The sequence below is a fragment of the Thiohalobacter sp. COW1 genome (genome assembly GCF_016629505.1).
Taxonomy (GTDB): Bacteria; Pseudomonadota; Gammaproteobacteria; order Thiohalobacterales; family Thiohalobacteraceae; genus Thiohalobacter; species Thiohalobacter thiocyanaticus_A.
This window is the reverse complement of the sequence record NZ_AP024239.1, coordinates 1,479,025-1,502,009: the sequence shown is the minus strand read 5'-3', so window position 1 is coordinate 1,502,009 and position 22,985 is coordinate 1,479,025. Positions and strand designations below refer to the sequence as shown.

General features: G+C 61.7%; 21 protein-coding genes and 1 riboswitch. Of the genes, 19 read left to right on the top strand and 2 right to left on the bottom strand.

The window, feature by feature from the left end; translation table 11 throughout:
- Positions 1-2 precede the first annotated feature (2 nt).
- The 17 genes from COW1_RS07010 (at position 3) to COW1_RS06935 (ending at position 18,657) form a co-directional block, all read left to right on the top strand.
- Positions 3-1,340 carry a TolC family protein gene (locus COW1_RS07010; protein ID WP_201345854.1) on the top strand — a complete coding sequence of 446 codons (1,338 nt, stop codon included), beginning with the start codon at positions 3-5 and terminating at the stop codon, positions 1,338-1,340.
- Positions 1,341-1,364: 24 nt separating this feature from the next.
- Complete coding sequence (locus COW1_RS07005) at positions 1,365-2,210, top strand: HlyD family secretion protein (RefSeq protein WP_201345853.1); 846 nt, start codon at positions 1,365-1,367, stop codon at positions 2,208-2,210.
- Positions 2,189-4,171 (top strand): ATP-binding cassette domain-containing protein, encoded by a 1,983-nt coding sequence (locus COW1_RS07000; RefSeq protein ID WP_201345852.1) that lies wholly within the window; start codon positions 2,189-2,191, stop codon positions 4,169-4,171. Before COW1_RS07005 ends, COW1_RS07000 begins: the two co-directional genes overlap by 22 nt.
- Positions 4,168-5,322 carry an ABC transporter permease gene (locus COW1_RS06995; protein WP_201345851.1) on the top strand — a complete coding sequence of 385 codons (1,155 nt, stop codon included), beginning with the start codon at positions 4,168-4,170 and terminating at the stop codon, positions 5,320-5,322. Before COW1_RS07000 ends, COW1_RS06995 begins: the two co-directional genes overlap by 4 nt.
- Before the next feature lie 2 nt (positions 5,323-5,324).
- Positions 5,325-6,482 carry an ABC transporter permease gene (locus COW1_RS06990; RefSeq protein ID WP_201345850.1) on the top strand — a complete coding sequence of 386 codons (1,158 nt, stop codon included), beginning with the start codon at positions 5,325-5,327 and terminating at the stop codon, positions 6,480-6,482.
- A 74-nt stretch (positions 6,483-6,556) separates the two neighbouring features.
- Positions 6,557-7,795, top strand: a complete 1,239-nt coding sequence (locus tag COW1_RS06985) for an MFS transporter (RefSeq protein ID WP_201345849.1) — start codon at positions 6,557-6,559, stop codon at positions 7,793-7,795.
- Between the two features lie 18 nt (positions 7,796-7,813).
- On the top strand, positions 7,814-7,954 hold the full coding sequence (locus tag COW1_RS17235; protein WP_201345848.1) for an SHOCT domain-containing protein: 141 nt from the start codon (positions 7,814-7,816) through the stop codon (positions 7,952-7,954).
- A 127-nt stretch (positions 7,955-8,081) separates the two neighbouring features.
- Positions 8,082-8,420: a hypothetical protein gene (locus tag COW1_RS06975; protein WP_201345847.1), complete on the top strand. Its 339-nt coding sequence runs from the start codon at positions 8,082-8,084 to the stop codon at positions 8,418-8,420.
- An 81-nt stretch (positions 8,421-8,501) separates the two neighbouring features.
- Complete coding sequence (locus tag COW1_RS06970; protein WP_201345846.1) at positions 8,502-9,788, top strand: TolC family protein; 1,287 nt, start codon at positions 8,502-8,504, stop codon at positions 9,786-9,788.
- A 39-nt stretch (positions 9,789-9,827) separates the two neighbouring features.
- Positions 9,828-10,964 (top strand): efflux RND transporter periplasmic adaptor subunit, encoded by a 1,137-nt coding sequence (locus tag COW1_RS06965; RefSeq protein ID WP_201345845.1) that lies wholly within the window; start codon positions 9,828-9,830, stop codon positions 10,962-10,964.
- Between the two features lie 12 nt (positions 10,965-10,976).
- The gene (locus tag COW1_RS06960; protein WP_201345844.1) at positions 10,977-14,069 is read left to right on the top strand and encodes an efflux RND transporter permease subunit; all 3,093 of its coding nucleotides are present in this window, start codon (positions 10,977-10,979) and stop codon (positions 14,067-14,069) included.
- Positions 14,066-14,386 (top strand): P-II family nitrogen regulator, encoded by a 321-nt coding sequence (locus tag COW1_RS06955; protein ID WP_201345843.1) that lies wholly within the window; start codon positions 14,066-14,068, stop codon positions 14,384-14,386. Before COW1_RS06960 ends, COW1_RS06955 begins: the two co-directional genes overlap by 4 nt.
- A gap of 61 nt (positions 14,387-14,447) precedes the next feature.
- Positions 14,448-14,861 carry a hypothetical protein gene (locus COW1_RS06950; protein ID WP_201345842.1) on the top strand — a complete coding sequence of 138 codons (414 nt, stop codon included), beginning with the start codon at positions 14,448-14,450 and terminating at the stop codon, positions 14,859-14,861.
- Positions 14,862-14,906: 45 nt separating this feature from the next.
- Entirely contained in the window at positions 14,907-15,305 is a 399-nt protein-coding gene (locus tag COW1_RS06945; protein ID WP_201345841.1) for a DUF302 domain-containing protein, read from the top strand.
- A 118-nt stretch (positions 15,306-15,423) separates the two neighbouring features.
- Positions 15,424-15,642: a DUF6316 family protein gene (locus COW1_RS17230; protein WP_370590892.1), complete on the top strand. Its 219-nt coding sequence runs from the start codon at positions 15,424-15,426 to the stop codon at positions 15,640-15,642.
- A gap of 167 nt (positions 15,643-15,809) precedes the next feature.
- Positions 15,810-16,103 (top strand): PepSY domain-containing protein, encoded by a 294-nt coding sequence (locus COW1_RS06940; protein ID WP_201345840.1) that lies wholly within the window; start codon positions 15,810-15,812, stop codon positions 16,101-16,103.
- 220 nt (positions 16,104-16,323) lie between these two features.
- The gene (locus tag COW1_RS06935) at positions 16,324-18,657 is read left to right on the top strand and encodes a cation-translocating P-type ATPase (protein ID WP_201345839.1); all 2,334 of its coding nucleotides are present in this window, start codon (positions 16,324-16,326) and stop codon (positions 18,655-18,657) included.
- Positions 18,658-18,747: 90 nt separating this feature from the next.
- Positions 18,748-18,885: riboswitch (yybP-ykoY riboswitch) on the top strand.
- A 783-nt stretch (positions 18,886-19,668) separates the two neighbouring features.
- On the opposite strand, the gene speD is transcribed toward COW1_RS06935, so the two are convergent.
- The gene (gene speD, locus COW1_RS06925; protein ID WP_096365763.1) at positions 19,669-20,484 is read right to left on the bottom strand and encodes an adenosylmethionine decarboxylase; all 816 of its coding nucleotides are present in this window, start codon (positions 20,482-20,484) and stop codon (positions 19,669-19,671) included.
- Positions 20,485-20,567: 83 nt separating this feature from the next.
- On the opposite strand from speD, the gene COW1_RS06920 reads away from it, so the two are divergent.
- Positions 20,568-21,014, top strand: a complete 447-nt coding sequence (locus COW1_RS06920; protein ID WP_096365765.1) for a hypothetical protein — start codon at positions 20,568-20,570, stop codon at positions 21,012-21,014.
- Positions 21,015-21,360: 346 nt separating this feature from the next.
- Entirely contained in the window at positions 21,361-22,302 is a 942-nt protein-coding gene (locus COW1_RS06915; protein WP_201345837.1) for a hypothetical protein, read from the top strand.
- Positions 22,303-22,352: 50 nt separating this feature from the next.
- Here the strand turns inward: COW1_RS06915 and COW1_RS06910 are convergent, their stop codons facing one another.
- The gene (locus COW1_RS06910) at positions 22,353-22,985 is read right to left on the bottom strand and encodes a class I SAM-dependent methyltransferase (protein WP_096365767.1); all 633 of its coding nucleotides are present in this window, start codon (positions 22,983-22,985) and stop codon (positions 22,353-22,355) included.

The window sequence follows — 22,985 nt, the reverse complement described above, 5'->3', positions numbered from 1 at the left end:
CAGTGGTTCCTGGCCGCATCCGTCATTTCCTCGAGCGCGGCCGCACCGGACCGTCGGCCGACATATGGCGGGTATGCACCCTCGTGCTCGCCATCGCCTGTTTCAGCTTCACGGCCTCGGCCGAGACCCTGGAGCAGGCCTGGGACGCGGCGCTCGCCGCGAGCCCGAGGCTCGATGCGGCACAACGGCTGAGCCAATCGGCGGCGGCCTCGCTGGACGCTGCCAGGGGCGCGCGCCTGCCCAGGCTTAGCCTGGAAAGCGGCTATACCGTGCTGGATAACGAACCGGCCGCAAAACTGAATCTGCCGCTTGTGCCGGCCAGCCAGTTTCCACTGGCTGAACGCAACAGCTTATCCTACCAGGCGGCGGTTCATCTCCCACTCTACACGGGCGGCCGTATCGACGGCGGCATCGAGGCCGCGCAGGCGGGGATTGAAGCCCGCCAGGCCGAGGAAGGCCGTACGGCCTCTGATCTGAAACTGGATGTCGCCGGGGCCTACATCGGCGTCCTGCGCGCCCGCCGCAGCCTGGAAGTGGCCGAACGCAACGTCACCAGCCTTGCCGCTCATGCCGCGGACGTGCAACGCCGTTTCGACAAGGGGTTTGTCGCGCGCAACCAGTTGCTGGCCGCACAGGTGGCGCACGCCGACGCACGCCAGCGGGAAAGCCAGGCGCGCAATGCCCTGGATCTCGCCCGGGCAGCCTACAACCGGCTGCTCGGGCGTGATCTCACCGCAGCCGTGACGCTCGAGGAGTTCGAGCCGCACCGTTATACCGACAGTATCGAGGCGCTTACCGCACGCGCACTGGCCCAGCGGCTGGAGCTACGGGCGCTGGATGCACAAATCAATGCCATCAAGCATCGCGCGTCGGCGCAGCGCGCCGGCGCAGCGCCCCAGGTGCAACTCAGCGTCGGTCAGCGTTACCAGGAGAACCGTTACCAGGTACATCAGCGTCAGAACTTTGCCATGGTCGGTTTGAACTGGGATCTTTTTGACGGCGGCATAGCCCGTCACCAGGCTGCGGCCACCGCGCAGCAAGCCGCCGCAGTGGCTGCGGAGCGTGACGAACTGCGCTCGCGCATCCAGTTACAGGTACGCCGGGCCTGGCTCGACGAGCGCGAGACCCGGCAGCGTATTGCGGTGGCGCGCGAGGCCCTGGCCCAGGCGGAAGAAGGCCTGCGGGTGGCGCGTTCGCGCTACCGCGAAGGTCTCGGCACCAACACCGAGGTGCTGGATGCGGAGACACAGCGCACGCTCAGTTACAACAATCATGACAATGCAAACTACGATGCGATATTTGCCGGTCTGCGCCTGCGCCATGCGCTGGGGGAACTGTGATACTGCAACATACGGGAGATAACAATGGCAGCCATTGAGCGAGGTACGCGCCGCGCCGTTATCGCGGTCGTACTTATTCTGGCGGCGGCAGCGGCTTATTACGTTTATGAACGCTGGATCGAGCAACCGCCCTTTCCACCGGGATTGATCCAGGCGAACGGCCGACTGGAAGGGGACCAGGTGATCGTCGCCGCCAAGCAGCCCGGCCGGATCGCCCGGCTGCTGGCGCGCGAGGGCGATGCGGTGACGGCCGATGCGACCCTGGTGGTGCTCGACGATGCTCAGGTGCGCGCCCGGGTGGCGGCGGCACAGGCACGGGCGGCACAGGCGCGGCGCGACGCCGAGCGGTTGCATCGCCTGCGCAAGGAGGGAACCGCGTCCGTGCACGAATCCGAAGAAGCTGAGCTCGCCGCCCAGGTCGCCGAAGCACAACTTGCCGAGGCAACCAGCCGCCTGAACGACCTGACGCTCACCGCACCCGCCTCGGGGACCATCACACGGCGGCTGATCGATGCCGGCGAAGTGGTGGCGGGCGGCGCCCCCCTGCTTGTCATCGTGAATCTCGATCGCCCGTACCTCAAGGTTTATGTGCCCGAGGCCGAGATCGGCAAGCTGCGCCTGGGATTGCCCGCACAGGTGTACACTGACGCCTTCCCCGAGCGGCCGTTCCCCGCCACAGTGCGATATATCGCTTCACGCGCCGAGTTCACGCCGAAAGAGGTGCAGACCCCGGACGAGCGTGTGAAGCTGGTGTATGCCGTGAAGCTCTACCTCGACGACAATCCCGAGCAGCGGCTGACGCCGGGGCTACCGGCCGATGCCGTGATCCGCTGGCAGGAGGACGCGCCGTGGGCGAAACCGCGCTGGTAAGCGAGGTCGTGCGCGTGCGCGGCCTGCGCAAGTCTTACCGCAAGCGCCTTGCGGTTGGCGGCGTGGATCTCATGGTGCAAAGAGGCGAGATCTTCGGCCTGATCGGCCCGGACGGCGCCGGCAAGAGCAGCCTCATGAAAACGATTGCCGGCGTGCTTGCCTTCGACGCCGGCGACCTGGAGGTATTTGGTGTGCGCCTCGATTCCGAGGCGGCGGCCGAACGCATCAAGCATCGCCTCGGTTTCATGCCCCAGGGTCTCGGACTCAACCTCTATCCCGAATTGTCGGTTGAAGAAAACGTGGATTTCTTCGCCCGTCTGCGCCTGGTGGCTGACCAGGAGCTGGCTGAACGCAAGGCGAAGCTGCTTGCGATGACGCGACTCGACAAATTCCGGGACCGACCAATGAAACAGCTCTCGGGCGGCATGAAGCAAAAGCTGGGACTGGTATGCACCCTGATTCACGAGCCCGCACTCATTGTTCTGGATGAACCCACCACCGGCGTGGACCCGGTATCGCGGCGCGACTTCTGGATGATTCTGAGTGAACTGGTCGCAGAAAAAGGCATCACGGCACTGGTGTCCACGGTCTATATGGATGAGGCCAGTCGTTTTCATCGCATGGCCATGCTGCATGGCGGTAATGTGCTGGCGACCGGTACGCCCGAGAGCATTCGCGCACTCGCCCCGGGGTCCCAGGTGCTGGTAGAAGCCGAACAGCCGCTGGCTGCGCTGGCGCGTCTGCGCTCGACGTTTCCGCAGGTCGAAATGAAGGGAGCCTATTTCAGTATTTTTGTCGATGAGGCAGAGGCAGGGCGAGCGAAAAGCCTGGTACAGGCAGCACTTTCCGATCTCAAATACAGCGTGCTTGAAGTGGATGCCCCGGAACTGGAAGACGGCTTTATCGCGCTGCTGCGTCGCCGGGGTCTGGTATCGGCCGTTTCCGAAGCGCCGACACCGGCGAGTTCGCAGCAGGCTGCACCGACACCACAGCAGGGCAGCGAGACAGCCATCGAGGCACGTGCGCTGACCAGGGACTTTGGTGCCTTCCGTGCTGTGGATAATGTGAGCTTTCGCGTGTCGCCGGGCGAAATTTTCGGCTTACTGGGCGCCAATGGCGCGGGTAAGACCACTGTGATCAAGATGCTCACGGGTATTCTTGTGCCGAGCGCAGGTTCAGGACAGGTGGCGGGTGGCGATGTGCGCACCGGCGGTGCAGCCATCAAGGCGTGCATCGGCTACATGTCGCAGGCGTTCTCGCTGTATCTCGATCTGAGTGTCATGGAGAACATCCGGCTCTATGGCGGCATTTACGGGCTTGGCGCCACCGAAACCCGGCACCGCGCGCGCTGGGTTATCGAAATGGCAGGGCTCGGCGGGCACGAAACCGAGCGGCCCGCCGACCTGTCGATGGGGATGCGTCAGCGGCTGGCCCTGGGCTGTGCGCTGGTACATCGGCCGCAGGTACTGTTTCTTGACGAGCCGACCTCGGGCGTGGACCCGGTCGGGCGGCGCCGCTTCTGGGACATCCTGTTCCGGCTGGCGCGTGAGGAAAATGTCGCCATTCTGGTCACCACCCATTACATGAGCGAGGCCGAGCATTGCGACCGCCTGGCACTGATGTACGCCGGCCGTATCGTGGCCGATGCACCGCCCGCAACACTCAAGCACGAGGTCGAGAAAGAGGCCGGCCGGTTGCTGGAGCTCACGGTCGCCGATGCGGCGCGCGCCCTCGCGTTGCTGCGTGGAGCGGGGTACAGCGGTGCCTATCTGCACGGCGATCGCGTGCGTCTGTTGTCGCGTGACCCCGAGGGCGACAGTGAGCGCATCCGTACACTGCTCGAAGCGGCGGGACTCGTCCTGCCTGCCGCATCGATACGCACCCGCTCCCTTTCGATGGAAGACGTCTTCGTGTACCAGGTGACCGCGCTTGAACGCGCCGCGCAGGGTGCGCCAGCGTGAACCTGCGACGTGTGCGGGCGGTGGCCCACAAGGAATGGCGGGAAGTGCTGCGCGATCGCCTGTTTTTTACACTCGCCTTCGTATTGCCGGCCATGTTCATGCTGCTGTTCGGCTACGGGCTGTCGCTGGATGTGGAAAACGTTCCCTTCGCCGTGGTCGATCATGATCGCACGGCGGCGTCCCGCGACTACGCGTATCGCTTCATCGGTTCCCGTTACTTCGATTTCCAGGGCTACGCAGCGGATGAACGCGCGCTTGATCCGCTGTTGCGCGATAATCGCATTCGGGTGGCCATCGTGATTCCGCCGCGTTTCGAAGAAAATCTCCTCGCCGGGCGCGCCGCACGGGTACAGACGCTGATCGACGGCACGCTGCCCTCACGCGCCGCCACCACCAAGGGTTATGTGAGCGCCATCAATGCCGCCGCCAGCCGTGAGCGCCTGGCCGACTACCTGGCGCAACGACGTGGCCTGCCGCCCGAGGTGGCCCGCGCCCGGCTCGAACCGGTGCAGCTCGAAGTACGCTACCTCTACAACCAGAGCCTGAGCAGTCTGCATTCACTCGCCGCCAAGCTCGTCATGCTGATCCTGATGTTTGTGCCGCCGTTACTCACCGCGGTCGGTGTGGTGCGTGAGAAGGAAAGCGGCTCTATCTATAACATTTATGCCTCGACCGTCAGTCGCGGTGAGTTTCTCGTCGGCAAGCTGGCGCCCTATGTCGCCATCTCTGCGGTTAATGTCATCGTTCTTTCAATGATCGCCACTCTAGTGTTCGGTGCACCCTTCAAGGGCAGTCCGGTGTTTTTCTACGCGGCATCGGTGCTATTCGTCGCCTGCACCACGGCTATCGGCTTGCTGGTTTCATTGCTGGTGCGCACGCAGATTGCCGCAACACTGGTCACGGTGATTCTTACACTGGTGCCGGCGCTCGACTACTCCGGTTTCTTCATGCCCATTGCGTCGCTGTCTGCCGATGGGCAGGTCATGGCCCACCTGTTGCCGGCCATGTACTACACCAATATCGTCGTTGGCAGTTTCCTTAAAGGGGTCGGCCTGGAGTCACTCTGGCTGGAATTGCTGGTACTGGCCGGTTACACGCTGGTGCTGTTCACTATCGGCTATGTGCTCTTTCGCAAGCGGCCCAGGAGTTGAAAATGAGCGGCCAGCAACCGATAGTTCTGTGGCTGCGAAGACTTCGGGTGTTAACCGCGAAGGAGTTGTTGCAATTCATCCGCGACCCGGTGCTGTTGCTGTTTATGCTGTGGCTGTTCACGGCGAACATCTATATGCAGGGATCAAGTGTGAGCATGCAGCTGACCAGCGCGAACCTGTGGACGCAGGATAACGACCGTAGCGCCGCTTCGCGCGAATTAGTGTCCCGCTTTCGTCCACCGTACTTCCGGCACGAGGGCGAGATTGCCCATCTCCAGCAGGGACTGCAGGCGCTCGACCGGGGGAAAACCATGCTGTTGCTGGATATCCCACTGAATTTCGAAGAATCGCTGATCCGCGGTGAGCCCACCTCCGTGCAGTTGCAGGTGGACGGCACCCATTCTGTGCCGGGCCTGCTGGCGGCTAATTACGCTACGCGCATCATTAGCGCTTTCGGCCTTGAGCAGGCGCTGGCACGGGAAGGCCTGGCCGCTACAAACACCGATACCTTGCCATTGATTATCGAAGAGCAGCGCGTCTGGTTCAACCCGAACCAGAAAGACACCTGGTTTATGCCGATCTCGGAACTGCTGGAGGGCATCACCATCCTGTCCATCCTGTTACCGGCGGCGGCCCTGGTGCGTGAGAAGGAACGCGGCACCATAGAGCAACTCCTGGTGGCGCCCCTGTCACCCTTGCAGATCATGCTGCCCAAGCTGCTGGCTATGACGATGGTCATTCTGGTGGGTGTAAGCCTGAGTTTGTTTACCATTATTCTGCCCGTGTTCGAGGTGCCGGTAAAAGGCAGTCTGCCGCTGTTCTATGGCGTCACCGCACTCTATGTGATTGCCAACGCCGGGCTTGGCCTCCTGGCCGCCACGCTGGCGCGCAATATGGCGCAGATCGGTCTGCTCAGCCTGCTCATCGTGGCGCCTATAATTCTGCTGTCCGGCCTGTGGACACCGCCCGAGGCAATGCCGGACTGGCTGGCCCTGGGGACACAGCTTTCACCACTGCGTCACTACATCGACACCGCCTACGGGGTTCTGCTCAAGGGTGCGGGTGTGGACCTGCTCTGGGATTCAATCCTGTCCCTCGCATTGCTTGGAGGCGCCATTTTTGCGCTTAGTGTAACGCGACTGCGCCGCCAGTTCGGGTGACGAGGGCTCTACGAATGATCACAGAAGGGTTTTGGTTCATTGGAAAAGCACGATAGTCAGCATTTCGAAGGCAGATGGCCGCTTCCCCTGCTGTCACTTTCGCGGGGGCTTGCGCGATGCTCGACATGAAGCGCAATGTCGGACTGCTGGCGGCGTGCCAGGCGCTGATGATGACGGCGAATGTACTGCTGATCACCACCTCCGCGCTGGTGGGTCAGCGCCTGGCTGCAGCCCAGGGACTGTCCGAGTCCCTCGCCACCCTGCCGCTGATGATCCAGTTCCTGGCCACCATGTTCACCACCATCCCGGCATCCCTGCTGATGAAAACCATCGGGCGCCGAGCCGGTTTTCTCCTGGGCAGTGGCGCCGGGCTGGTGGGTGGGGCGTTGGCCACCTACGCCATCCTGCAGGGTAACTTTGTTCTGTTCGCTCTGGCGACCGCCCTGTTCGGCGCCAACAACGGCTTCGGCACTTATTATCGTTTTGCCGCGGCAGACAGTGCCACGCCGGATTACCGCGCCACTGCGATTTCCTATGTCATGGCGGGTGGTGTGGTCGCCGCCCTGATCGGCACCGATCTGGCCAGCTGGACGCGTGATCTGCTGGGTAGTGCGCCGTTCGCCGGGAGTTATTTCATACTCATTGGCCTGTACACCCTGTCGCTGCTGGCGCTGGCCTTTATCCGCATCCCCCGTATGGACGCCGGAGCGCAGGCGCATTCCGGACGCCCACTGCGGGTGATCATTGCGCAAGAGTCCTTCATTGTGGCGGTCGCTGCGGCCATGGTCGGCTATGGCATCATGTCGCTGATCATGACCGCAACGCCGCTGGCGATGCGCGCCCATGGACACAGTTTTTCCAGCATCGCCTTCGTCATCGAGTGGCATGCGCTCGGCATGTTCGCGCCCTCGTTCTTTACCGGCCACCTGATCCGCCGCCTGGGCGTGATCAATGTCCTGCTCTCCGGTGCGCTGTTGTATGCGATGGCCATCGCCATCAATCTCACCGGCGCCAGCGAAACACACTTCTGGGTGGCGCTGTTGCTGCTCGGCATCGGCTGGAATTTTCTCTATATCGGTGGCACTACATTGCTGACCGAGGCTCACGACGAACAGGAAAAGGCCAAGGTCCAGGCGTTGAACGATTTCCTTATCTACACCACGGTCGTGGGCGCCACCCTCACAGCCGGCATATTGCAGCACGAATTCGGCTGGCGCCTGGTCAATCTCGGTGTACTACCCCTCATCGGGGTGATATTGATCGCGGTGTTGTGGCTGAAACGCCGCCAGTGTTGCGAGTCGGTAGCGCTATAGGCGAGGTTATCGGCGGCCATGCGCCGTTCGGGCGTTCAGCCGAACTTGTCCTCACCATCGTACAGAACGCTTGCCGTTATTCTGCGCGAACGTTTTGCGCACGGCGAGATCGATCGTGAGGAGTTCCTGCAACGGCTCGAGGATCTGAACGGGCGTTAAAGTAGACTAGGCGGTTGATGGCTTTGGAACTTCTTCCGCCACAGTTGGTCTCTAAATCGGGTGCTATTTGGCCTGGGCCACCATAATCGCTTGCCTGACAACAAAGAAATTGAGTAAACTCTTAAACATGCATCGAAAAATTGCCAAAGCACTTATCTTTTTCATCCTGTTCGCGAACCTCGCCTGGGCCGCGGACATGGATGAGCTTGGCATTTCGAATGATTCATCCAAAGTGCAGGCTTCCGTCAGTGCATTGGGCGGCCCGTCCGATGACGGTGGTACCGGCCACGACGGCGTGAAGAACGGTGTTTGCGATCACTGTTGTCATGGCAGCGCGCACTACGTTGGCGTTCCCCATCAGACCTCCCTCGACTTCGCGGCTGATGTATCCTGTGCGTCCGCGCTCCGGGTGACCACTTGGTATTCCCGCGACATAGAGCCTCCTCTCCCACCCCCCAATATCTAAGCCTCTTTCGATCCGTTGCTTTGACGCCTCGCGCGCATGCGAGCGCGTGACTTTGATCTGTCGAATGGAGACTTGGAATTCATGTATACACTGCGAATGCAGTGGCCGGTGCTGGTCCGGCTGCTGAGCATACTCTTGTCATTTGCTGCTATTGGCACGGCTGCAGCGCAAGACGAACCTACAACCCTGCGGACCTCGCCGGCGCTGCGGCAGTTGCTCAGCGAGACGCTGGAGCAGAACCCCGGCGTGCAGGCTGCGCGCGCCGCGGTGGATGCCGCTGGGGCCCGCGCCCGTGGAGCGGACCGGCCGCTCTACAATCCGGAACTGGCGCTTGATGCCGAGCAGGCAGAGACCCGTACCGGTACCCTGGGCCTGAGCCAAGCCATCGACTGGGCCGACAAACGCGGTGCGCGCACCGCAGTGGCGGATGCCGAGCTCGATAAAGCGCGGGCGGAGTATGCGGCCTTGCGCCAACAGCTGGCCGGCGAGTTGCTCGCTGCGCTGGGGCGCTATCATACCGCCGCAGATATTCAGCGCCTCGCACAGCAACGCCAGGAACTGATGCAACGTTTTCTGAATCTGGCGGAACAGCGTCGTCAGGCCGGCGACATCAGTCAGGTCGAGCTGGACCTGGCCCGACTCGCGCACACCCAGGCTACGCTCCAACTGTCCCAGGCAGCCTCGGATCTGGCCGAGGCGGAGCAGGCCCTCGTCGCCATCACCGGCAACCCGCGCCGGGACTGGCCGTTGTTACCGGATGATCTGCCCCTGTTGCAAACGGTCGATGCGGACACACTGCTTAAGGATCTGCCTGCATTGCGCGCCCAACAGGCGCGGGTCGGCGCCGCCCGGTCCACCGTTACCTTACGCAGCCGCGAGCGCCGGCCCGATCCGACGATTGGCGTGCGTGCCGGCCAGGAGCGTGCCTTCCGCAACGGCAACGACGACGCCTATGGCGTCACCGGTCTCACCTTGAGCATTCCCCTGTATGTCCGCAATAACTTCAGCGCCGAGGTGGCAGCCGCCGGTGCTGAGCAGACGCAGGCCGAGCAGTCCCTACAGGACGCTTATCGCCGGGCGCGGGCGCAGCTGTTGTCCGCCGCCGAGCGCTATCGGTTGAGCCGCGGCGCCTGGCTGGCCTGGCAAGCCAGTGGTCAGGCCAGCCTCGGTAGCCAGGTGACGCTGCTAGAGCGTATCTGGCGGGCTGGCGAGATGAGCACGGCCGATTACCTGGTGCAGCTCAATCAGACCCTCGATACCCGGCTCAATGCCCGGGAGGTCCAGGGCCGCCTGTGGACGGCCTGGGCCGACTGGCTGGTGGCCAGTGGACAAATGGATGCCTGGTTTGGCGGCGCCGATGCGCATTGAACTTCGAGCTTTTACACACGAATTCTGGAGATACAAAACATGAAGACAACGTTCACACAGGCACTGTTGTTGTGCCTGATGCTTGCGGGTCCGGGTTTGCCGGTTTCTGTCGCACTGGCCGAGCAGGGCCACGAGGAGGCAGGCGGCCACGAGGAAGAGGGTGCCTTGAAGATGACGGCGGCCGAGCGGGAGGCGCAGGGTATCCGTACCACACGGGTCGAACCACGCGCTCTTACCGGGACCATCACCGCCCCCGGCGAGGTGCGCATGAACGCCTATGCCTCGGCCCAGGTGACACCGCGTATCAGCGCCCAAGTGGTGATGCGTCATGCGCGCCTGGGTGAACAGGTCGCGAAGGATCAACCGCTGGTGACCCTCTCCAGTGTCGCGATGGCCGAGGCACAGGGCGCATTGATCGAAGCCGACCGGGAATGGCAGCGTGTCCGCAAGTTGGGTCGCGAGGTGGTGTCCGAGCAGCGTTATGTGGCGGCGCAAGTGGCGCGTCAGCGTGCCTATGCGACGGTACGCGCCTATGGCATGTCCGATGCGCTCGTCGAGCGCCTGCTGGCCGATGGCGATGCCTCGCGCGCCACCGGTGCTTTCGATCTGCTGAGTCCGCAGGCAGGGACTGTGATCCGTGACGACTTCGTCGCCGGCGAGGTGGCCGAACCGGGTCGAGTGTTGTTCGAGGTGAGTGATCTCTCGCAGCTCTGGGTGGATGCGCAACTGCGCCCGGAGCAAGCCGAGAAGATGATTGTTGGCACGCGTGCGCGGGTGAGTATGCATGGTGAACGCTGGCTGGACGGTAAGGTGGTGCAACTGCATCAACGCGTGGACGAGGGTACCCGCACAAAGGCGGTACGTATCGAGGTAAACAACGAGGCCGGTCAGCTGTCGCCGGGCGACTACGTGGACGTGATGATTGAGACCGCCGAGAGCGAGGCGCGTGTGGCCGTTCCACAGGAATCCGTGCTGCTGATGCAGGGCGCACCCACGGTGTTCAAGCTGGAGGGAGACGAGTTGCATCCGCAGCCGGTGGAGACCGGCATGACCCGCGGCGGATTCACCGAGATCAAGGCCGGGCTTGCCAGCGGCGACGAGATCGTCACCCAGGGCGCCTTCCTGCTCAAATCGCTCACGCTCAAGTCACAGATGGGCGAAGGCCACGGACATTAAAGGGAAGCCGTCATGTTGAACAAACTCGTGGAGGCGTCCTTACGCTACAAGTTTCTGGTGATCATCATTTTCCTGGTGATCGGTTTTCTCGGTTGGCGGGCGGTGTCGACGATACCCATTGATGCCTTTCCGGATGTTACACCGGTGCAGGTCAATATCTATACGGAATCGCCGGGCCTCGCCGCGGAGGACGTGGAGCAACTGCTCACCTTCCCGGTGGAATCCGGTATGGCGGGCCTGCCCGGCGTGACCGAGATTCGTTCGGTGAGCCTGTTCGGCCTGTCCTATGTCTCGATCTATTTCGAGGACGACATGGATATTTACTTCGCGCGCCGGCTGGTGATGGAACGGCTGCAGGAAGTTGGTGACCGTATCCCCGCGGGCTATGGCACGCCGGAGATGGGCCCGAACTCCTCGGGCCTCGGCCAGGTGTTTTGGTACACCGTGGAGCGTGCCGACGAAAAGCTCAACAGCGGTTTGACCGACATGGACCTGCGTACGATCCAGGACTGGACGGTACGGTTGATCCTGCGCACCGCCCCCGGGGTCGATGATGTCATGTCCTGGGGCGGCCAGGAACGCCAGTTCCAGGTGGTGATCGACCCGCTGCGGCTGATCAAGTACGGCCTCAGCTACACCGACGTGATGACCGTCATCGAGGCCAACAATCGCCAGGTCGGCGGCCAGTACGTCAACCTTGGCCCCGAGCAATATCTGGTGCGCGGCCTGGGGCTGGTGGCCAACGAGCGCGACATCGGCAACATCATGCTCAAGGCCGTGGACGGCACGCCGGTGTACCTGCGTGACGTGGCGACAATCGAACAGGCGCCGTCATTGCGCTTCGGTGCCGTGACCCGCGACGGCAAGGAAGTGGTGTTGGGCATGGCGCTATCGCGCATCGGCACCAATGCCGCGGACGTGGTCGACGCCGTGAAAGAGAAGGTCAACATTGCCGCCTCAGCCCTGCCCGACGGTGTCGCGATCAAGCCTGTCTACGAACGCACCGAGCTGGTGGAAAAGGCGGTCGCGACGGCTGAACGTGCGCTGATCGAGGGTTCGATCCTGGTGGCCATCGTGCTGTTCCTGTTTCTTGGCGAGCTTCGCTCGGCGCTGGTGGTGATCGCCGCCCTGCCCATGGCTATGCTCATCGCCTTTATCTTCATGGGCGAGGCCGGCCTGTCGGCCAACCTGATGTCGCTGGCAGGCCTGGCCATCGGTATCGGCATGATGGTGGACGGCGCGGTGGTGATGACCGAGAACGCCTTCCGCATCATGGCAGAGTGGCGCGAGAAGGGCGAAAAGGTCAACCGCACCGCGGCAGTGCTGGCCGCAGCTCGAGAGGTGGCCAACCCCATCGCCTTTGCCATCCTCATCATCATCGTGGTGTTCCTGCCGCTGTTCAGTCTGCAGGGGCTCGAAGGCAAGCTGTTCAAGCCCATGGCCTTCAACATCAGCTTTGCCATGGCCGGCTCGCTGCTGCTGACGCTGACGCTGATCCCGGTGCTGGCAGCGATTATCCTCAAGCCCAAGGAAGAGCGCGACACGCTGCTGGTACGCTGGATCAAGCGTGGTTACCTGCCGCTGCTCGCCTGGTCACTGACCAACAAGAAAACGGTCGTCGTCAGCGCTATCGTGCTGCTGGTCGCCAGCCTGGCGCTGTTTCCACTGTTGGGCAAGGAGTTCATGCCGCAGCTCCAGGAGGGTTCCATCATGTGGCGGGTGACCTCCATCCCGTCCACTTCGCTGGAAGAGTCCATCGAGATATCGAAGAAGATCGAACGAGCGCTGAGTGAGTTTCCGGAAGTCGAAACCACCATCGCCATGATCGGCCGCGCCGAGAAGGGCGAGACCGCGGACGTGAACTACATGGAGATCTACACCGGCCTCAAGCCCAAGGAAGAGCGCGAACGCTCTGTCGAGGAACTGGCCGAAGCCATGCGTGAAAAGCTGGAGGTGACAGTGCCGACGGCCGTGGTTGCCTTCACCCAACCGATCCAGATGCGCGTGGAAGAACTGATCTCCGGCGTGCGCGCCACGCTGGCCGCCAAGCTCTATGGCGAGGACCTGGGCGAACTCGATCGGCTGAGCGGGCAGATCAAGAACGCGCTGGCCAATGTGCCGGGCGTGGCCGACCTGTCGCTGGAGGCCAACCTCGGCAAGCCGCAGATCCGCATCCAGGTGGACCGCGAAGCATTGGCCCGTTACGGACTCAATGCCGACGACGTCCTGACCGTCGTAAGAACAGGCATCGGTAACCAGCCCGTGTCGACCCTGATCGACGGCGTGAAGCGCTTCGACATCACCGCGCGCATCCAGGATGCCTCTAAGGCATCCGTCGAGGCCATCCGCGACATCCCGCTGCGCACTGCCAACGGCGCCATTGTGCCGCTCGGTAAGGTGGCCGAGGTGACTACAGCGGAGGGCTACTCCTTCGTGCGCCGCGAGCAGTTGCAACGCTACGCGGTGATCCAGATGGATGTGCGTGGCCGCGACGTGGACGGCTTCGTGAAAGACGCCAACGCGGCCATCGAACAGCAGGTGAAACTACCGCCGGGCTACTGGATCGAGTGGGGTGGCGCCTTCGAAAATCAGCAGCGCGCATTGACACGGCTGTCGATTATCGTGCCATTGACCATCTTCTTCATCTTCGTGTTGCTGTACACGGCCTTCAACTCAGTGAAGTTTGCCACCCTGATCATTGCCAACGTACCGTTCGCGACCATCGGTGGACTGGTGGCGCTGTGGATCAGCAACCAGTACCTGTCGGTGCCCTCGGCCATTGGCTTCATCGCCGTGTTCGGCGTGGCGATGCTGAACGGCATCGTGCTGGTGAGCTTCATCAACGAACTGCGCGAGAAAGGTCTGAGCGTCGCCGAGGCGGTGCGTCGTGGCTGTGAACTCCGGCTGCGGCCGGTGCTGATGACTGCGTCGGTGGCCATCCTCGGTCTCATCCCGATGCTGCTCTCTACCGGCGTCGGCGCCGAGACCCAGCGGCCGCTCGCCTCGGTGGTGGTCGGCGGTCTCATCACCTCGACCCTGCTCACACTGGTACTACTGCCGGTCATCTATGACTGGATGGAAACCCGAAAGGAGAAAACGCAATGAAAGAGATCAAGGCCTTCATCCACCGCAATCGCGCCGCCGACGTGATCCGTGCCCTGAAGAGCGCGGGTTTCAGCAACCTTTCGGTGGTGGACGTCAAGGGCATGCTGGCGGCGCTCGACGAACGGGAGCGTGGCTATTCCATCGAGCTTGGCCAGGAGTCCATCATCGAGGTGAAGTTGGAGCTGGTCTGCGAGGACGAGAGCCGTGCCGCAGAGGCTGTGCGCCTCATTCAGGACAACGCCAGGACGGGTCAACCCGAGGCGGGCTGGATCTACATCAGCGAGATCCAGGCGGCATTGCCCATCGCGGATCATTGAGCGGGGATCGCGGTCCGCGAGGACTGAGGTCGGACATCATTGTTAACGACGGAGGTGCACCATGAAACGCATGAAGCAACTGTCTGTGGTGGTTCCATTGTTCCTGGCGGGCTGCGCGACGACGGGTCCCGGAGGCGAGTCTGGCGTCGTGGGCGCGCAGCCTGACGCCGTGGCCTGCGCCTCGGCGACCGACTGCGCCGAGAAATGGCAGCGGGCCGAGGCGTGGCTGCGGGAGCACTCATATTGGCCGATCCGGACGCGTAGCGAAGTCGTGATCGAAACGGAGCGGCCGCGCTCACGCTGGTACTCCCGCACGCACTATCGCGTCACGCATACGCCGGGCGACGGCGGCGCGGTGATCCGGATGCAGGCGAGCTGCCAGCCCTCGGTGTACTGCACACCGGATCCCGAGGCCGCGCAGGCGGCGTTCTACCGCTACCTGGCGACCGGCGAAGATCGCGATGTCTTGCACTGAGTGGTGCACAAATTTCCGATGGACACAACTGACGAGGAATGACGCATGACTACGATATACGGTTTTGGCAAAACGGTTCCCATGGATTTCGAACACGCCATCGATGTCGTCACCGCGGCGCTCAAGAAAGAAGGCTTCGGTGTGCTCACCGACATCGACGTGCAGGCAACCCTGAAACAGAAACTCGGTGAGGACATGCCGCCCTATCGGATTCTTGGTGCCTGCAATCCGCCGCTGGCGCACCAGGCGCTCACCGCTGAACCGTCGATTGGCCTGCTGTTACCGTGCAATGTGGTCGTCAGGCAAGAACACGACGGTACAGTGCATGTGGAGTGCATGGACCCGGCGGCGGTGCTGGACCTGGTGGATAGCTCGACGGTGCACGATCTGGTGCGGGAAGTCCGGCAGCGATTGGATCGGGTGCTTGCGGCTACGGCGATCTGACGGGATATGGCATGCCGATTCCATCATGCAAGGCGTGCCCACGTCGAGGGCCGGGGCCGCGAGATCGGGGCAAGGGCACAGCGCTGGGCGTGAGCCCGCATAGTTGGGAGGCAAGGCCATGAATCGAGCACGGTTTCGCGACCAGCGTGTGTTTCATGTTGACGATCCCGCTGGCGAAGCCGGCGGCTGGTACTTCGAGGTCCGCGAAGGAGCGGCTCACGGACCGTATCTCACTCGGCGCCTGGCCGAGCAGGCCCTGGCGTGCTTTCTCGACGGACGGGACACATCATCTCGGCCAAGGGAGGAAGAATGGCAGGATGAGGCGGATGACGGATGACGAGCGTTGAGCCAATCCGGTCGACGACCGTGAAGCGGCATATGCGGCGCACCCTGTTGGTGGTGATACTGATCATGGTGTTTACGGGCCTGCTGGTGGCGGTCAAGTACTGGGTGGTAAGCCGTTACCTGCTCGGTCACTGAAAGGGTGATGCCATGAGGCACTGGATGAGGATGATCGCTGCGGCTCTGGTGCTCGCGTTGTACTGTACGGCGCTCGCGCATGCCGATCACGACCGTGCCCGGGTGTTGCGCCAGGCGGGCGTGACCGTCCCATTGGAACAGATACTGGAAGCGGTGCGCGCACGGTACCCGGGGCACCCGCTCGAAACCGAGCTGGAAGAGCGGGCCGACGGTTATGTGTACGGGATCGAATGGCTCGGTAACGACGGCACGGTGCGCACACTGCACTTCGATGCGCAGAGCGGCAGGCCGCTCGCGGCGGATCGGGGAGCAGACTGACGGACAGGCGCCATCACCCATTGGTAGCTCGGGACGAAAACGGACCCGTCGCCGACCGATTTGTTCTATCGCGATGATAAGGAGGTAACGGAATGTCGTTTTTTCAAGCATCTGCTGCGTGGCTGGATGGGCGGAGGCTATGCCGACCATCATGGCAAGCGGTGCCGCGAGGCGCCCGATTCTGTCCGGGCTGCGGACAAGTGGTAGGGGCAGCTTCGACATGAGTGCGGAAAAACTACGTCTGGATCTATCGCTGGCCCTGCCCAGGGTGCCGGACGAACGCGACGCTTGCGTCGGGCGCCTGACTGAATTACTGGCGGCTGAAGGACTGGGGAAGGCGCACCTGGTGTGCGAGGATGACACCGCGCGCCTGTGCTTGCACTACGATCCCGAGCGGTTCAGTGTCAGCCAGGTCCGCAGTCTGGTGCAGGCGGCCGGCGTCCGGATCGGCAAGCGTTATCACCACGAAAGCCTGCGCATCGACGGCATGGATTGTCCCACCTGCGCGACCGTGATTGAACATGCCCTGGGGCGCATGGACGGCGTGCTGGAGGCAGCGGTCAGTTACGGCGCGGAGCGGCTGCGTCTGGAATTCGATACCGAAAAGACCTCGCTCGATGCCGTGCGAGAACGCATCCGAACGTTGGGTTATGGTGTGATTGAAGAAGGTCAGGCACCGGGTTGGTGGGCCGAGCACCGCGAGCTGCTTCTGAGTCTGGCAGCCGGGTTGTTGCTGCTGGTCGGCTGGTTGCTGGAATTTACGGCTGCACCCGCCGCACTGTCCCTGGTTCTGTTCGTCGGCGCCTATATCACAGGCGGCTTCTTCGCGCTGCGCGACGCCTGGCAGAGCCTGCGCCAGGGCCGCTTCGATATCGACACGCTGATGATCGTTGCCGCCGCCGGTGCCGCTGCGCTCGGTGCCTGGGCCGAGGGCGCATTGCTGTTGTTCCTGTTCAGCCTGGGCCATGCACTGGAACATTCCGCCATGGACCGTGCGCGCCGCGCCATCGAGGCGCTGGCGGAGCTGGCACCGAAAATGGCGCTGGTGCGCCGCGACGGCGGGGAAGTGGAAGTGCCGGTGGAGGCGCTGGCGCGTGATGAGCGGGTCATCGTCAAGCCCGGCCAGCGCATCCCCGCCGACGGCGAAGTGCTGGCCGGCGCATCCGCCGTCGACCAGGCGCCCATTACCGGCGAGTCCATGCCCGTGGACAAGCAGGTGGGCGATGCGGTGTTCGCCGGCACCGTCAACGGTGAGGCGACACTGGAGATCCGGGTCACCCGCCTGGCCCGCGAAAGTACCCTGAGCCGAATGGTGAAGCTGGTCGCCGAAGCGGGTGCCCAACGCTCGCCGACCCAGCGTTTCACCGAGCGCTTCGAAGGCATCTTCGTACCCGTGGTGCTGGTCGGTGCGGCCTTGCTCATTGCCATACCGCCGCTGCTCGGTTTTCCGTTCGCCGAATCCTTCTACCGTGCCATGGCGGTGCTGGTGGCGGCCTCGCCCTGCGCGCTGGCTATCGCCACGCCGGCGGCGGTGCTGTCGGGGGTGGCGCGCGCAGCGCGCGGTGGGGTGCTGATCAAGGGCGGCGCGCACCTGGAGAACCTCGGCACCCTGCGCGCCATCGCCTTCGACAAGACCGGCACCATCACCCGCGGCGAACCAGCGGTGACCGACGTGACGACCTTGGACGGCGATGAGGCCACGCTGCTCGCCACCGCAGCGGCGGTGGAGAGCCGCAGCGGCCATCCTTTGGCCCAAGCCATCGTCGCCGCCGCGCAGGCGCGGGATCTGCGCTGGGCCGAGGCCGGCGATCTGGAGTCGGTGACCGGTAAGGGCGTGCGTGCACAACTCAACGGCGAGACCGTCAGTATCGGCAACCTGAAGTTGTTTGACGGCGTGGCGATTCCTGGCGAGGTACGCACAACCGTCACCCGGCTGGAGGCCGAAGGCAAGACCACCATGGTGGTACAGGCCGGCGATCGTTTCCTGGGCGTGTTGGCCCTGGCTGACACCCCGCGCGAGGGCGTGGCCGACATGTTGGGGCGACTGCACCGCCTGGGCATCCGCAAGACCATCATGCTCACCGGCGACAACGAGCGGGTGGGGCAGGCCATCGGCCGGGCCGTCGGCTTGGATGAGGTGCGCGCCAGCCTGTTGCCCGAGGATAAGGTCGCCGCAATCGATGAATTGCTGCGGCGCGAAGGTCAGGTGGCCATGATCGGTGATGGTGTCAACGACGCGCCGGCGCTGGCGCGCGCCACGGTGGGCATCGCCATGGGCGGTGCCGGCACCGACGTGGCGCTGGAAACAGCGGATGTCGCTCTGATGGCTGACGACCTGTCAAAACTGCCGTTCGCGGTGGGCCTGTCAAACGTCGCCCGGCGCATCATCCGCCAGAACTTATGGCTGTCCCTCGGCATCGTGGCACTCTTGATTCCGGCAACATTGACCGGCCTGGCGGGTATCGGCCCGGCGGTCATCGTTCACGAGGGCTCGACCCTGGTGGTGGTGTTCAACGCCTTGCGTTTGCTGCGTTACCGCGACTTGGGCGGTTGACGTGATTACCCATCACCAGAGTAAAGAGTAAATCCGTCTGAGATGCATGAGTGGATTGGCTGTGACTGGATTGAATTGTTCTGAAACAGTTTGCGCGTCATTGGGGGGTAGCCGCTCTTCACACTGAAGAAGCTTACGCCAACACACTTGCCCCGCAGGTCATGGCGTATGCGGTTGCCGAGCTTGGCAAGACCTTTGACCACAGCATCATGTTCACATCTGGCAACTCGACGAACATGAAAACGCCTTGGAGGCCCATGTGGTGATCGACGATTTCGGCGACACGGAAGCGATTGAAACAGCGCTTAAGGTCGAGTTGGAGCGGCAGTTCAACAGGGGTCATTCTACGCTGGAGTTTGAAGTCGCGCGATGTGATAGGTTTGTTGTTGAAAAAGTCTTAAGATCGGCTTGGCTTTAAATAGACGGAGGTAATGCGGTCACTCAATCCGGCCAAAAGGGAAGCCCCAGGCGAGCAATCTGTTTGCGGTGATCCAATACCTGCAGGTGCAAGAGGGTATTCACCTGGAAGTCAAAGCCCGGAAGGTGGCCTAAGGTGCTGGGCATCAGTGTTCAATCGGCAATTTTTTTCGAGCATTTTGAAGGATTTTTTGAGCATGGTATTTTTCATGGTATTACCGTTTAGCAGGAAAATAAGCCATTGAATATAAAAGATAAAAAAGGCTTATTTACAATAGAGTGGGAATAGGCTGGTTACAGGCGCTGTTTACTAACAATAAAACTTGTGCGTTGAGCCTGTAGATCAATGACCAACCAGGCGTGTAGCGCGCCCTGAGGGTGAGCGCCATAGAAAACGCGCGATATCCTGATTAAGTCCATGAAACCGGTGCGCACGATATTGAGCGCATGCGCGCCAACAATCTCCATCTGGGGTTGCCGTCTGAATCGATGATGTTAGATGCTCCGGGTGCAGCCTGATTCTCAATGACCAATCGAACTGCAGGTGTCTTCCGGGGTGGTGCAGCTATGCGCGTGATTCCACTCGGGCTGAAATTACATCCTGGGCAGGTTGCGTGCGTAGTAGATCTCGGCCATCTCCCGCCTCAGGCGCCGTTCGATCTCGCGTAGTTCCCGGGCTGAGTAGTCGTCGCGGCCGTGCCCGAACAGGTAGTTGTCCAGATCGAACTCCTTGATCAGCATCTTTGTATGGAAGATGTTCTCCTGGTATACATTCACGTCAATCATGCCGTAGCGATCAATGACGTCCCGGGCAATGAAGTTCTGGATGGAAGTGATGTCGTGATCGATGAAGTGCTTCCTCCCGCGTATATCGCGCGTGAACCCGCGCACCCGATAATCCAGGGTCACGATGTCTGACTCGAGGGCATGGATCAGATAATTCAGGGCGCGAAGCGGCGAGATTCGCCCACATGTTGCGACATCGATGTCGGCGCGAAAGGTGCTGATTCCGCCTTCAGGGTGACTTTCCGGGTAGGTGTGAACAGTAATGTGGCTCTTGTCAAGGTGAGCAAGCAGGGTCTCGGGCAAGGGTCCGGGATGTTCGGCCTTGTCATGCGAGAGCCGCTCGGAAACAACAGGCTCCTCGGAGATCAGCATGACCACGCTGGCACCCTGCGGTTCATAATCCTGATGCGAGATATCCAGGATATTGGCGCCGATAAGTTCGGCGACCGTGGTGAGTATCTCGGCCAGACGTTTGGCATTGTAGGCCTCGTCGATATATTCGATATACTCGGCACGGTGTCGTTCGGCCTTCGCGTAGCAGATATCGTAGACGTTATAGCTCAGGGTCTTGGCCAGGTTATTGAATCCATACAGCTTGATCTTTTTGGCATGACGCGCAACCATTTCTTCCTTCCGTCTGTGTGTATAAGAAGGCTGGATCCTGTTATGTCAGTGCTATTAACGGACCGCCATAATAAGGATAGACATTGCATATCGTATTGGGGCAGGCAGGTAAGCTTCCGCCCGCGCTGGGCATGGGGCTGTATGTGGAAATCCATCCACATTCCCTGCATCGCCTCCTGCTGCTGTACGCGGGCTCCCTGATCATCGCGTTGGTGAGTGTGACCCTGGCGATCTACATCGGCAGGAATGAGCGAGCCGTTGTTCTTGGTGTCGGGTTCTGCGCCGGTATCATGCTGCTGGTCTCCTTTATTGAGATGATGCCGGAGGCAATGGGCGAGGCTGGCCCGGGTAGCACGATCGCAGCCTTCTTCCTCGGTTTGCTGATCATGGCGGTTTTGCATTGGGTGATCCCGCATACCCATCTGGTGGAACAACATGGTGCATTCGCACCGAGTCTGGTGAGGACGGCCTGGCTGGTGGCCTTCGGCCTTATTCTGCGCGATGTGCCGGAGGGCTTCGCCTCGGCATAACGGGTCGAGAAGCGATGCATACAGGATTCGCGATGCTGCTTCAGAATGTCTATAGTTGATTGAAAGTATAGAACCGCGCGGCGTTGCCGCAACGGAGCACGAGGTTCGGCTCATGTCCAAATTATCGTTGGAGGTTCTTCGGCGTTGCGTATTCCCCTGCACTATAAGCGAAGATCCTGATGTGATCCTGGGCGCCTCCTTCGGAGAGGATGTGGCCCTGACCCGCGTCGGCGACGATATCCTGGTCTCACACATGGATCCGATTGTCGGCGCTATAGGAAATATCGGTTGGTTGGCGGTGCATGTGCGCCTTTGTCCAAGGGAGGCGTAGATGGGGAAGGGAGGTATGGGCCTTGAAATCATTGGCGCGGAATCCCTGGGAGTTCGCAGTCTTTGTTGTCGGGTAACATTGCCCAACCGGCGTATTGTCATCGACCCTGGCGTTGCGCTGGGTTACGTCCGCTACGGTCTGCGACCCCATCCCGTGCAGATCGCCGTGGGGCGGCAGGTACGGGATAGAATTCTTGCTGCACTGGAAGATGCCACCGACGTGGTGTTCAGCCATTTTCATGGCGATCATGTGCCGCTGATGGATGCAAATCCGTATCAACTATCGGTGTGCAGCCTGCCTCACAGTTTCAGGGGTTTGCGCGCCTGGAGCAAATCCGGCTACGACCTCACGGGGGTGATGCGCAGACGATTTCATGATGTGCTCGATCTGCTGGGGAGCAATATGAAGGTCGCGGAAGGGAGAACGGTGGATGGGCTGTCTTTTTCGCAATCTGTCCCGCATGGTGCGCCTGACGGCAACATGGGCACAGTGATGATGACGCGGGTGGAAATGGGGGGCGAAGTATTCGTGCATGCCTCGGACATCCAGCTGCTGGATGCTTCAACGATCGATCTGCTGATCGACTGGCGGCCGGATATTGTCCTGGCGGCCGGGCCTCCACTCTACCTCGATCGTTTAAGCAATGCCCTGCGAGACACGGCTTGGCGGAACGCAGTGCGACTGGCACAACATGTTGATGTCGTCATTCTTGACCATCATCTGATGCGCAGTCAGAAAGGTGAAAGCTGGCTGGATGCGCTATCAGAAACCGTCGGAAGGCAGGTTTATTGTGCCGCCGATTACATGCGTCACCCGCGGCGATTACTGGAAGCGGAACGAAAGCAGTGGTACAAGAAAATGCCTGTGCCGGACGGTTGGAACGAGGATTATGCTCAGGGTAAAGTGGATCTTGATAGCTACTTTGACCAGTACCTCTCTCTCTGGAAGGCAAGGTGAAGGGGTGTGGCTGGCTGCTATGTTTTGTGCGCTGATCCTGTGGGCAGCAGTTACGGCCGTTTGGCCTGCACCACGACAAACGCACCCTGACCGTAGCCGCTGCTCAAGGATTCGATATCGCGTATCTTCCCCAGCGGCTTTGACAGGGTTTGCACCCAGTCGGGCCCGGTAAAACCGGTGTCCGTCAGCAGTTGCTCTACTTCAGCTGCCGAGAAAAAAGTCGCGTCGCGGTAGAATACATTCTCGGCCTGCTGGGTCATATAAGTCTGACCGAGGCTGCTGGTGAGATCGATGAACCCGATTACCAACACACCGCCGGGTTTGAGTACGCGGCGGGCCTCGCTCAGCATGCCACTGACATCATCCACGAAGCAGATGGTGGTCACGCACAGGGCGTGGTCGAACAGACCGTCAGCGAAGGGGAGCGCTTCGGCGACCGCCTGCACAGTGGAGATGCCCCGTTTCGCGGCGTAGTCCAGCACGGCGTAGGCGGGGTCGATGCCGATCTGAACGCCCAGCGGTCCGGCAAACCGACCGGTGCCGACTCCGATGGACAAACCCAATCCGCGCCAGGGCAGCTGGGCGCGCACCGCCAGCAACTCCGAGTGGTAGGCCGCAGCGTGGCGTTCGAACCATTCGTCATAACGGTAGTGATGAGACTCGAACGGTGCGGTTCTTGGCAT